Annotated in this window: 13 protein-coding genes; 4 read left to right on the forward strand and 9 right to left on the reverse strand. The window is 44.0% G+C overall.

Translation table 11 applies throughout. From position 1 onward, the window contains the following. Positions 1-5: 5 nt before the first annotated feature. Positions 6-377: a hypothetical protein gene (locus tag IM676_RS15505; RefSeq protein WP_200987720.1), complete on the reverse strand. Its 372-nt coding sequence runs from the start codon at positions 375-377 to the stop codon at positions 6-8. A gap of 207 nt (positions 378-584) precedes the next feature. Beyond that, positions 585-998, reverse strand: coding sequence for an AbrB family transcriptional regulator (locus IM676_RS15510; protein ID WP_200987721.1), 414 nt, complete (start codon positions 996-998; stop codon positions 585-587). A 395-nt stretch (positions 999-1,393) separates the two neighbouring features. On the opposite strand from IM676_RS15510, the gene IM676_RS15515 reads away from it, so the two are divergent. The 3 genes from IM676_RS15515 (at position 1,394) to pyrR (ending at position 3,463) form a co-directional block, all read left to right on the forward strand. Then, positions 1,394-1,837: an Rrf2 family transcriptional regulator gene (locus tag IM676_RS15515; protein WP_200987722.1), complete on the forward strand. Its 444-nt coding sequence runs from the start codon at positions 1,394-1,396 to the stop codon at positions 1,835-1,837. Between the two features lie 23 nt (positions 1,838-1,860). Then, positions 1,861-2,835 carry an adenosylcobinamide-phosphate synthase CbiB gene (gene cbiB, locus IM676_RS15520; RefSeq protein ID WP_200987723.1) on the forward strand — a complete coding sequence of 325 codons (975 nt, stop codon included), beginning with the start codon at positions 1,861-1,863 and terminating at the stop codon, positions 2,833-2,835. A gap of 85 nt (positions 2,836-2,920) precedes the next feature. Next, complete coding sequence (pyrR, locus tag IM676_RS15525; RefSeq protein WP_200987724.1) at positions 2,921-3,463, forward strand: bifunctional pyr operon transcriptional regulator/uracil phosphoribosyltransferase PyrR; 543 nt, start codon at positions 2,921-2,923, stop codon at positions 3,461-3,463. Positions 3,464-3,511: 48 nt separating this feature from the next. On the opposite strand, the gene IM676_RS15530 is transcribed toward pyrR, so the two are convergent. The 7 genes from IM676_RS15530 to lysA all read right to left on the reverse strand — a co-directional run bounded on the left by IM676_RS15530 (position 3,512) and on the right by lysA (position 11,001). After that, positions 3,512-4,663 carry an alanine--glyoxylate aminotransferase family protein gene (locus IM676_RS15530; RefSeq protein WP_200990234.1) on the reverse strand — a complete coding sequence of 384 codons (1,152 nt, stop codon included), beginning with the start codon at positions 4,661-4,663 and terminating at the stop codon, positions 3,512-3,514. Positions 4,664-4,704: 41 nt separating this feature from the next. After that, positions 4,705-5,586, reverse strand: a complete 882-nt coding sequence (gene cysW / locus IM676_RS15535; RefSeq protein ID WP_200987725.1) for a sulfate ABC transporter permease subunit CysW — start codon at positions 5,584-5,586, stop codon at positions 4,705-4,707. Continuing rightward, positions 5,576-6,421, reverse strand: a complete 846-nt coding sequence (cysT, locus tag IM676_RS15540; RefSeq protein ID WP_200987726.1) for a sulfate ABC transporter permease subunit CysT — start codon at positions 6,419-6,421, stop codon at positions 5,576-5,578. Before cysT ends, cysW begins: the two co-directional genes overlap by 11 nt. A 21-nt stretch (positions 6,422-6,442) precedes the next feature. Beyond that, on the reverse strand, positions 6,443-7,507 hold the full coding sequence (locus IM676_RS15545) for a sulfate ABC transporter substrate-binding protein (RefSeq protein WP_200987727.1): 1,065 nt from the start codon (positions 7,505-7,507) through the stop codon (positions 6,443-6,445). Between the two features lie 255 nt (positions 7,508-7,762). After that, entirely contained in the window at positions 7,763-8,512 is a 750-nt protein-coding gene (locus IM676_RS15550) for an isoprenyl transferase (protein WP_200987728.1), read from the reverse strand. Then, a complete protein-coding gene (gene cdaA, locus IM676_RS15555) occupies positions 8,509-9,432 on the reverse strand; it encodes a diadenylate cyclase CdaA (RefSeq protein ID WP_200987729.1) in 924 nt (307 codons plus the stop codon). Before cdaA ends, IM676_RS15550 begins: the two co-directional genes overlap by 4 nt. 150 nt (positions 9,433-9,582) lie before the next feature. Then, positions 9,583-11,001, reverse strand: a complete 1,419-nt coding sequence (lysA, locus tag IM676_RS15560) for a diaminopimelate decarboxylase (RefSeq protein WP_200987730.1) — start codon at positions 10,999-11,001, stop codon at positions 9,583-9,585. A 200-nt stretch (positions 11,002-11,201) separates the two neighbouring features. Here lysA and rimI point away from each other — a divergent pair, with 200 nt between their 5' ends. Beyond that, complete coding sequence (gene rimI, locus IM676_RS15565) at positions 11,202-11,747, forward strand: ribosomal protein S18-alanine N-acetyltransferase (protein ID WP_200987731.1); 546 nt, start codon at positions 11,202-11,204, stop codon at positions 11,745-11,747. Positions 11,748-12,116 lie beyond the last annotated feature (369 nt).

Consider the following 12,116-nt stretch of genomic DNA (forward strand, 5'->3'; position numbering starts at 1 on the left):
ATTAATTAATCTTGTTCTGTAATTTTCTGCGTGGTAGGGAATTGCTGTTCATAGCTAGTATTTTGCTGCGTCATAGTGATCATCGTCAAGAAAATAGCCAGACCAACAGCCAAGCCTAACACAGGACGCTTGTCGAGAATAAAATCTCGTGTAATTCTAGCTAAAGGACTACTTTGACGACGTAGAGACGAGCAGAGCATTATTTGCTTAAGTATAAACGGATCACGGACATAATGGCCACTCGGACAGACTACTAGCCTTTGCTGACAATAAGGACAGCTAAACAAACCCACATGAGACTGGGCTGTTCTTTGCTGAGAATTTCTTTGACAAATTGGGCAACTAATATAATTCTTATCAAAGGTGTGTATATTCATCTACCCTCCCCCGTTTAGTCTATTTACTAGCTCTATCTTAATGGAGCAAGAGGACTCCAGTTATAGTTCCATACTTAACCAGAGGTGAATTGCAACCACCTTATAAATAACGCGACAGCCTTTCATCTCCGCTCAGAGTCAATCATTAGCCGTTGTCTAATGGTCAGTGGTCAGTAGAAAAATCAAAAACTGACAACTGACTATTGATTAGGCTGTAATTTCTATGGCTTCCATGTTTTCGGGAGCATCTGCATCTAGCTGTTTCAGACGAATATGTTTTTTCCCTAGTGTGATGAGAAACTCATCTCCTGGTTTGAGATTCATCTGTTTTGTATAAGCTGAACCTATAAGTAAATTACCATTTGATTGCACGCTAATTCTATAGCTAGCACTCCGCCCGCCACGTCCATTCGTACTGGGTGAACTGTCTAACTCAATGCCTTCGGCATCAATGAGGGCATTCAAAAATTTCATCATATTCACACGCTCTATACCATTTTTGGTAACGGTATAGTAGCCGCACTGCTTGGCTTTTTCTTCTTTGCTCAGGCTTTCTAGCTCTTTAACTTTTTTGAGCAGTTCTTCACCCATTAGGGGTTCTATTTTTTTCAGTTTAGGCATCAACTTAGATGAAAAATGAATGGTTGGAGTAGTTGAGTCGAATTTATTTTAGCTGGCATGGAGCTAGTAGGAACAGAATCCTTGAGTTTTTCTCTCAGCTTTGCTAAGTATATTACACTCATAAATGAAATTGTTGCACAATTATCAACTTTGTCAAGGAAATCTATTCTTTGGAATGCTCCTAACTATATCTAGTTTGTGAGGACTAGTAGATCATATTTATTTAAGTTTCCTAAAGCTAGGCTCAAAAGTTATTTACTTAAATCTCTTGATCAGGATCACAAAAGATGATAAATAAAAATGATCATTTAATCGTTAACATTAGGAATTATTCCCTGGTCAGTGGTGACAACAAAATAGATAAATAAATAAATAAATAAATAAAACTTGCTCCTATGAAACTAACCACCAAAGGACATTACAGTGTCAAGGCATTGCTAGATTTAAGTTTACAGCCCGGTTATGGGCCAGCATCAGTCAGAGCGATCGCACTTCGCCAAGATATCCCCGCGCCTTACCTTGAGAAGTTACTAATAGAAATGCGTCGGGCTGGATTAGTGAAATCAATTCGGGGTAGCATTGGTGGATACCAACTAGCATTAAAGCCAGCAGAAATTTCTATAGGTCAAATTTTAGAGTCCGTTGGTGAAAATATGACTCGTTTACCACATCAAACCCCAACGGCGGCGGACACTGAAGATTGGGTAACATTCACTCTTTGGCAAAGACTCAACCAAAAGCTTAAAGAGGCTTTATACAGTATTACTCTGGCGGATCTTTATTATGATGCGCGTAGTTGGCAAGCTTCTCTTGGGGAAGAAGCTAGTTTTGTGGTTTAGTAATTGGTGATTCGCTTTCATACATGATCACATCATCTGTTATTTTACTGGTTGCTGCACTATTAGATTACTGGATTGGTGATCCTTGGGGTTGGCCTCATCCAGTCCAAGTTATGGGGTGGGTAATTTCTCGCCTGACTAAATTTTTGATCTATATCTGTGAGAATTCTCTCACTCAACGGATAGCTGGAATTATCTTAGCCATGACCTTAATAATTGGTAGCAGCTGTTTGGGTTGGCTAATAATTCAAACTACCAAATGGCTCCATCCATTATGGGGAAATGTCTTAGAAAGCATTATTTTAGCTAGTTGTTTTGCTTTGAAAAGTCTTCGGAGAGCGGCACAGGAGGTTTTAAAACCATTAACAGCAGGAGATTTAGAATCAGCCCGTCATGTTTTAAGTAATTATGTGGGTAGAGATTCACAACATCTGTGTGAACCAGAAATTTTGCGTGCTGTGTTAGAAACGGTCACAGAAAATGCTACAGATGGGGTTATGGCTCCACTTTTTTATGCGCTTGTGGGTGCTTGTGTGCCGGGTGTGGGTTTAATTCCTCTGGCTTTGGCATACAAAGCTAGTAGTACCCTTGATTCCATGGTAGGTTATCGCCAACCACCTTATACTTATATAGGGTGGTTTAGTGCCAGGCTGGAGGATTACTTAACTTGGCTACCTTGTCGCTTGACGGTGATTACTTTGGCTCTATTCTCAGGTCAACCCTTATATGTTTGGCGAATATGTTGCCGGGATGCGGTTAAAGATCCCAGTCCTAACTCAGGCTGGAGCGAGTGTGCTTATGCTGCTATTTTGGGTGTGCAAATGGGCGGTACCAATTGGTATGGGGGAGTACCTAAAGAAAAACCCCTGTTAGGAGATGCTATTCATCCCATTACCCCAAGGGTAATTCACAATGCCTTATTGCTGACTCGATATTGTTTCTTGTTATGGTTATGTGTAGCGATCGCTATACTCCTAATTGCTAATATACTTAACTAATATGAATAAAATAGACCATGGGAAGATTTTTTCCCATAGCCTTGTACATGAGTGATTAATGGCCTCTCTACCCATTCCCTAAACTATGTCTGCCAAAGTAGTGGAAATTCTTTCATCAGAAGACCTCCGTCGTACATTAACTCGCCTAGCGTCTCAGATTGTGGAAAAGTCCCGTGATTTATCCCAACTGGTGCTCCTTGGTATTTATACTAGAGGGGCGCTCTTGGCAGAATTATTGGCACGTCAGATTGAGACACTAGAGGGTGTCAGCGTGGCAGTGGGAGCATTAGATATTACATTCTACCGAGATGATCTTGATAAAATTGGGTTAAGGACTCCAGCGAAAAGCAACATCCCTTTTGACCTCACAGGGAAGACAGTGGTGTTAGTCGATGACGTAATTTTTAAAGGTCGCACAGTTCGCGCCGCTTTGAATGCCGTGACTGAGTATGGTAGACCGGAAGTCATCCGCTTGGCTGTTTTAGTAGACAGGGGTCATCGAGAAGTACCAATTCACCCAGATTTTATTGGTAAGCAACTACCTACCGCCAAAGAAGAAATAGTAAAAGTTTACTTACAAGATTGGGATGGCAAAGATGCAGTTGAGTTGATGGCAGCAAATAACTAGTAAAATTGCAGTAACGATTATTACTTATTCTCTAGGGTTATTCACTCCCTAATATCTTGGCAAAACTTGCCGTAATGCCTCTAAAAGCCGGTCAACGCTTTCTAGACGACTGTTAAAACCCATCAGTCCCACCCGCCAAACTTGACCGGCTAGTTCACCTAGACCAAGGCCAATCTCAATATTATGTTCATTGAGTAACTGCCGAGCGATATCTTTACCATCCACTCCCGTAGGAATACGCACAGTAGTTAAAGTTGGTAAACGATACTGCCTCTCAACGTGCATAGTTAACCCTAAATCCTCCAATCCTTCCCAGAGGTACTCTGCATTTTTTTGATGACGCTGCCAACAATTAGCTAATCCTTCCTCCGCCAATAAACGCAATGCTTCCCGTAAGCCATAATAGAGACTCATAGGTGCTGTGTGGTGATAGGTGCGTTCATTCCCCCAATATTTACTCAATAATGACATATCTAAATACCAGTTTTTCACCTTTGTAGAGCGTTGCTGCAATTTCTCCACTGCACGAGAACTCATAGTAAAAGGTGAAGCACCCGGAGAACAACCCAATCCTTTCTGACTACAACTATAAGCTAAGTCCACTCCCCAGGCATCCAAAAATATAGGCACACCACCCAAACTGGTGACCGTATCTACTAAGAGCAAAGTCCCAAATTCACGGCATACCTCAGCCACTCCTTCTAAAGGTTGACGTGCGCCTGTAGATGTTTCAGCGTGAACCAAGGCCAGAATTGCCGGACGATGGTGTTCCACGGCCATGCGGATTTCATCAAGACTGAAAACTTGCCCCCAAGGCTTGGTAATAGTGCGCACATCCGCACCATATCGCCCAGCCATATCCACCAGACGATGACCGAAGTAACCAGCTACACCTATCAACACTACATCACCCGGTGCTGTAGCATTAGCGATGGAGGCCTCCATTGCCGCTGAACCCGTACCACTAACTGCTATGGTGTGGTGGTTTTCTGTCTGCCATACGTAGCGGAGTAGAGATTGAATCTCATCCATAAGTTCCAGAAAAGCCGGGTCAAGATGGCCAACCAGTGAGTTATTGATAGCTGCCAGCACGGATGGATGGGCATTGGATGGACCTGGACCCAAAAGCAGACGCCATGGAATTTCTAGAGGTTTGAGTTGTAAATGTTGACTGTTATTAATTGAAATCATGGTTATAATAATTTATACAGTTCCCACCGCTGCAAAGTCAAATTACTGGGCTAAGATGGATTCATGTCTTCTTGATCTTTTATGCGGATACGACGCTCAAACAGCTCCTTAATTACCAGCGTTGCACCAGCAAGTCCAGCCAAAACAACGGAAGCTGCAAAAGCACTTTGGGAATCGTAATTACGGTAAGCCCCTTCTACATATAGAGTTAAAGTTTGGGTACGGCCAATTAAATTACTAGAGACCACAGCAATAGCACCATATTCTCCCATAGCGCGAGCCGTTGTGAGAATAATACCATAAAATAATCCCCAACGAATAGAAGGTAATGTTACCCGCCAGAAAGTCTGCCATTCACCAGCCCCCAAAGTTTTGGCTGCTTCTTCTTCTTGAGTTCCCACTTCTTCCAAGATAGGAATGACTTCACGGGCCACAAAAGGCATACCCCCCATCATAGTTGCCAGAGCAATACCGGGAAACGAAAAGATAATCTTGATGTCCAGAAACTGTAGCACAGGTGCAAGTAGCCCACTGCGTCCATAGAGGGAAACCAGCATTAAACCTGTCACAATGGGGGAAATTGAAAAAGGTAAGTCAATAATACTGAGTAACAAAGTGCGACCTGGAAACCGCCGGCGGGCAATCACCCAAGCTGCACACAGACCAAAAATTACATTTAGTGGTACAGCTACCGCCACAGCCATGGCTGTCAGGCGCAACGCTTGAGTAAAGTCTGGGTCGATGAGAGTGGCGAAGAATGGGGCAATACCCCGGCTAAAAGCGCCAATAAATACATACAGAGTGGGCAAAAGCAAGACCAGCGCTAAATAAGTGACGACAGCGGCAATCAAAGCAAACTTACCCCACTGTCTATCCTTCTGGGAGTTGACCCCTCTTGGTAAAGACTGGCTAGATTTGGGTTTAACCGTCATAACTTTGCCTCCAAGCTTGCAGTAAGTTGACCATGAGCAACAGTACCAGGGAAATTAGCAGTAATACTGTACCGATCGCAGTAGCCCCGGCTATGTCGTTTTGTTCCAGGCGCTGGAATACTAAAATAGGGGCAATTAGGTCTTGATAGGGAATATTAGCGGCAATCAAAACCACTGAGCCATATTCTCCCACTGCCCTAGCAAAAGCTTGGGTTGTACCCGTGAGGATAGCAGGTATAAGTGGTGGTAGCACGACCCGCCAACAAGTTTCCCACTGGGAAGCCCCCAGAGACCAGGCAGCTTCTTCGATGGTATAATCTAGCTCTTGCAGTACGGGCTGAACGCTACGAACCACAAAAGGCACAGAAATAAATACCATGGCTACCGCTACCCCCAAGCGGGTAAAGGAGACTCTGATGCCCAAGGGGGAGAGTAATGAGCCAATCCAGCCCTGCTCACTGTAAACAGTAGCTAGGGTAATACCTGCCACTGCTGTGGGTAGGGCAAAGGGTAGGTCAATGACGGCATCTAAAACCCGTTTACAGGGGAATTCGTAACGCACCAATACCCAGGCGGTAGCGGTACCAGCTACGCAGTTAATAGCGGCGGCTAACAAGGCAGTGCCAAAGGTGATGGCGTAGGTTGACAGAGCCACCGGAGCGGTAGCTAGCCGCCAAAATTCTGCTGGGGAGAGGGTTGCGGCCCGCAGAATTAAGGCGGCTACAGGTAAGAGCAGGACAATGGAGAGATAGGTAATAGTGATCCCCCAGGGTAAAGAAAACCCCTTGAGCAAATTTTGGAGGGGGAAGGTAGACTGTGTTTGGGAAACTGTCATGGCTTGAGGATCAAACTTCAGCTAAGGTCGGGCAATGTTGGCTTGAATATCGTCAAAGATTGCACCATCAGCAAAGAATTTGGGGCTGACTTGGCTCCAACCACCAAAATCCTGGATGGTGAACAGGTTTGAGATTGGGGGATAAGTATCGGCAAATTCTGCGACTACTTCTGGTACTACAGGTCGGAAGCCTACTTTGGCAAATTCCCGCTGGGCTGCGGGGGTAAAGAGAAACTGTACAAAGGCTTCTGCTACTTCCCGGTTACCTCGCTGATCAACATAGCTATCAACTACGGCAACGGGATTATCAATGGAGATATTAATGTCGGGAATTACGTAGGGTAAGTTTTGTCCTTGTTGTTTGGCTAATATGACTTCGTTCTCATAGTTGATCAATACATCTCCCTGTTTCTGGGCGAAAAATGCATCAGTAGCTTCACGTGCATCTCTGGGTAGAACGGGTACGTTAGCATAAACCTTAGTCACAAAGTCTTGGGCTTGTTCTTCAGTGCCGCCTGTTTGGGTCACCCTTCCCCACAAAGCGATGTAATTCCAACGAGCACCACCAGAGGTTTTGGGGTTAGCAGTAATTACACTGACGTCATCCCGGGCTAAATCATCCCAGTCTTTAATGTTTTTAGGGTTGCCTTCCCGGGTCACTATAACCCCTACGGAACGATAGGCTATACCGTCGCCGTTGGGTGTCTTTTTCTCCCAACCTGGTTTAATTAGCCCGGCTTTCTGGAGTTGCTCAGTGTCTGCTGATAGTGCTAAGGCGACAATATCTGCCTCTAAACCGTCAATGACGGCACGGGTTTGGGAGCCTGACCCGCCGTAGCTCTGGCCAAAGGTGACTATTTCTCCGGTTTTTTCTCGCCAGTATTTAGCAAATAAGGGGATAATTTTTTTGTACGCCGCACGGGTAACAGCGTAACTCACTAGAGTTAGTTCTTTTCTGCCGGTGTTACCATTATTACCAGGGGCGCAGGCGGCGATCGCACTAGTTAAACATACTACTATTAAAAATAGCGAAATAAATCTTTTTAAAGGCTGCCTTTGCCATCGATTCCAATTATGCACCCACATACCGGTCTGAGACTCCTAAATTTCTGTGAGTCAGGGGGTGAGGTAGTATTTTATCCCACTCTCCCGATCTCCTACTTAATCTATCAAGTTACAGTATTTTGATATTAGTCATAAATAATACAGATATTACGATGAAATAGCAAGACAATCACCAAAATCCCCATCAAGAATATGGTGATTACTGATATTTGTCCTATATTTTCTCTATGGGTCTGGGGTTGGTGATGAAAAACTTCAGTGACTCAGCCCCTGAACTTAGACCTTGCCAAATCTCCGATCTCGTTGCTGGTAGGCAGACAAGGCGCGGTGAAACTCACTCCGGTCGAAATCTGGCCAAAGAGCATCAGTGATATATATTTCCCCATAGGCCATTTGCCAGAGGAGGAAATTGGAAAGTCGCATTTCGCCACTAGTACGGATTAATAAGTCAGGGTCAGTAATTCCAGCGGTGTACAGGTGACCCTCAAACAATTGTTCATCAATTTCATCAGGTTTAAGGACACCTTGCTGTACCTTTTGGGCGATCGCCCGGCAGGCTTGTAAAATTTCCTGCCTTCCCCCATAATTAGTAGCTACAGTAAACCGAATGCCGTTATTATTACGAGTTTCTGCCATTGATCGGGAGATTTCAGCTTGCAGCGATGGAGGTAGAGCATCCAAATTACCCACAAACTGGATTTGTACATTTTCCTCTACCATTTCCAACAGTTCTTGGCGGAGAACCCTTTGAAACAAAGTCATCAAAAAATCTACCTCTTCCTGGGGTCTTTTCCAGTTTTCGGTAGAGAAAGCATAAGCAGTTAGTGCCTGTATCCCCCAGTCTTTGCAACAGCGCAGCAAATCCTTGAGCGCATCCACTCCGCACTTATGTCCCATAATTCTGGGTAGACCTTGACGTTTAGCCCATCGACCATTGCCATCCATAATCACTGCAACGTGCTTTGGTAGCAGTTCCCGTTTTAAGTCAGAAGGTAAAAATTGCAGTTTAGTTTGTTGTGCTGTCATTTTTTGTTTCGAGAAGCGGTCGATGGTAATCGAAGTAAACCTGAAATTATTACTATTGCTTTACTACCCATCTGACGACCCCAACCTAATAGAGTAGGAGCAACAGCTTCCCGGTCTACAGTGGTTGATAATCGAGCCTCTAAAGACTCTTTGAGTGTCCTAATCGTCAGGGGTCTATTGAGAGTTCCTCGTTCCGCTAAGGAAATAGAACCCGTTTCTTCTGATACAACCACACAGATACAATTTTCTACCCGCTCAGTGATCCCCATAGCTGCCCGGTGGCGTGTTCCCAACTGGCGCGAGGCTGTGCGTCCCGAAAGTGGTAGAATTATACCAGATGATACAATACGCGAGCCACGGATCAAGGTTGCCCCATCGTGCAGTAAAGTTTTTGGCTGAAAGATCGTCTGTATAAGTTCCTTAGAAACATCAGCGTTGAGCTTCACTCCAGGAACAGAAAAATCCCGCTCGTGAATTGGACCTGTGGTTTCCAAAATCAGCAAAGCCCCTATGCGGTTTTTTGAAAGTTCTTTGACCGCATCTACAATCTCATCAATTACACTATCAGAGTTAGGGATTGTTAAACTGGATGGTTTAAATAACTGGTGAAATTCACCCCGTCCCACCTGCTCCAAAAATCGGCGAAATTCAGACTGGAGAGCCACAGCCATGGCTACAGCGCAGCCAATGACTAACTTTTCTAGAACAAAATTGAGCAGCGGGAAACCCATTCTGCCACTGAGTGCTGAAGCTAGCATTAAGATAATAAAACCCCGCACCATCCACAGTGTTCGGCGCTCACTAATAATAACTAGTATCATGTAGGTCAGCGCTAACACCAACAAGATATCCAGAGCCCCAAGCAGCAAGGACTGCGACCATCCCAGGTTTGTCAGCCATTGCTTCCACCAATCTCTCATGACATCTGGATTACTGTTTGTTCTCCCTCAATATTCCGTCATTTTGCTGTTATGTTCATGCCCCAAAGGTTAACCTTTGAGGGAACAGCAAGTGTTGAGTCATTAGCTATTAGTGATATTCTCCTAGCTAGTGACTATACAAAACCCTGATTAGTTCTGTAGGTTGAGCCTGTCTGGTAGACAATCTTGTCGAATCAAGTCCTGATAACTTTCGCGGCGCAAAATTAAATTTGCTTCGCCATTGGCTACTACAACAGCAGCCGGGCGGGGTAAGCGATTATAGTTTGATGACATACTGTAATTGTACGCACCAGTCCCCATAATTACGAGTATATCCCCTGGTTGAGTTTTTGGCAGTTGGGCATTTTTAATCAGAATGTCCCCTGATTCACAATGCTTACCAGCTATTGTCACTGTTTGGGTAAGGGGAGCAGACATCTTGTTAGCGACTACTGCTCGATAAACTGACTGGTAAGTAATGGGTCGGGGATTATCAGACATACCACCGTCAACTGTAACGTAGGTACGAATGTCGGGTACAACTTTCGATGATCCCATAGTATAGGCTGTGATGCAGGCTGTGGCAATGAGCGATCGCCCTGGTTCACACAACAATTTTGGCAAAGGGAGATTTTCGGCAGTACAAGCTGCTTGTATAACTTCACAAATGGCCTTCACCCATTCTGTAATACTGGGGGGATCATCAGATTCAGTGTATCTAATTCCTAAACCACCACCAACATTTAACTCTGTGAGGCTTAAACCATAATTTGCTGCCTTCTTTAACCACTGCACCATGACCGCAGCCAAATCTCGATGGGGTTGGCGTTCAAAGATTTGGGAACCAATATGAGCGTGTAACCCGACGCAGTTTAGGGAAGGTTGCTGACTGACAAAGGTAAATACTTCGTCCAAATCATTGGGGTCAAAGCCAAATTTACTATCTAAATGTCCCGTGCGAATGTATTCGTGGGTATGACATTCAATTCCTGGGGTTAACCGCAACATTACCCGGATGGGGGTAGATGTCCCCGGTGCTTGTTCTGCCATCTTCACCAAGGTATGCAGTTCTTGCCAGTTATCGACGACAATGGTGGCACCAGATTCTCTAGCTAAAAGCAGTTCTTCATGGGATTTATTATTGCCGTGGAGGTAGAGTTTATCAGGTGTTACACCGGCAGTTATGGCTGTATACAATTCGCCACCGGAAACTACATCTATACCTAATCCTTCTGATGCGACGATCGCGCAAATAGCTAAACAGTTCCAGGCTTTAGATGCATATAATACCTGAGATTCCCCCTGGTAATATTGTTTAAATGTATCGCGATATTGCTGACAAGCTAAACGCAGGGTTTCTTCATCTAAAATATACAAAGGTGAACCAAACTGCTCCACCAGAGTTTTGACATCACACCCGCCAATTTCTAGGATGTCCTGACTATTAATTTTGGCGGTAACAGGCAAAATCTCCTGATTCGGGGAAATATTTATATTTTCACATCCTTGATTTTGAGGTAAATATTGACTACCAGCGTGTTGAAGGCCAGTGGGGTGAGTGGATACCATAGTTTTTATAAGTTGTCGCTACTCAAAGTTGAATTTTTTTGGGTGGGGTTTGTGAAGATCCCGCTTTTCAGTTTAACCAAAATTAGGATGGAAACAGGAGATATGCCTAGCTTGAATTGACTATTGTCTGAAGGCGCTTTTTTCCTATCAATAAGGATGTTTAAATTTTAAGTGTTGATATTTACTCATTCCCCATCAAGGTGATCTTATTGGACTTAAGACTGAAATCCCTGACTTTAGAGGATCTAACTCCCATCCTGGAACTAGATCAAGCCTGTTTTGGCGGTCTGTGGACTATGGAGGGTTATCAACGAGAGTTAGACAGTCCTAACAGCGAATTATTGGGTTTATTTTCCCCCGTTTATGGGTCAAAACTGTTAGGAATGGGGTGCTTTTGGGCAATTTTAGAGGAAGCACACATTACAATCTTGGCAATTCATCCCCAATATCACCGTCAAGGTTTGGGACAGGCTTTACTATATTCTCTACTTCAAACCGCAAGCGATCGCGGTTTGGAGCGAGCTACCTTGGAAGTTCGCGCTTCTAATTTGGCGGCTATATCGTTGTATGAAAAATTTGGCTTTAAAATAGCCGGACGGCGGCGGGGTTATTACCAGGATAATGGTGAGGATGCTCTCCTGCTGTGGTTGTCAGATTTACAATCTCCGCAATTTGCACAGACTTTGGAGAATTGGCATACTACTGTAGTCCATGGCTTGAGGAAGTCATTTTGGCAAATGCTTTAACTGTTTGGTGATGATCCCGCGGTAAACCGCGATCCTAACCACATTAGGGAGAAAAAATTCGGGTTTGTGCCCCCATATCTTATTAAAAGATTCAATCAATAATTTTTTTTAATTTTAAAAAATTTATTGTTAAAGGATATTCTTGACTAGAGGCTAATAGGTATGTTATAAATATGTATTTGGAATTGATTAGATATAAAGGTGTCCTGCTGGATAGTTGTGAAGCACGGAAACACTAGTAGAATCAAGCCCATAAGTATAGCAGCCATAAAAAAAACTAATAAAAAAGTCACAATTACGCCATGATGTGGGGCGAATTTTTTTAGTGGCCTATAATCTTTATACAGGCATCCAAAAGCAGAGCCTGTG

Source organism: Anabaenopsis elenkinii CCIBt3563 (genome assembly GCF_015245355.1).
Lineage (GTDB): Bacteria > Cyanobacteriota > Cyanobacteriia > Cyanobacteriales > Nostocaceae > Anabaenopsis > Anabaenopsis elenkinii.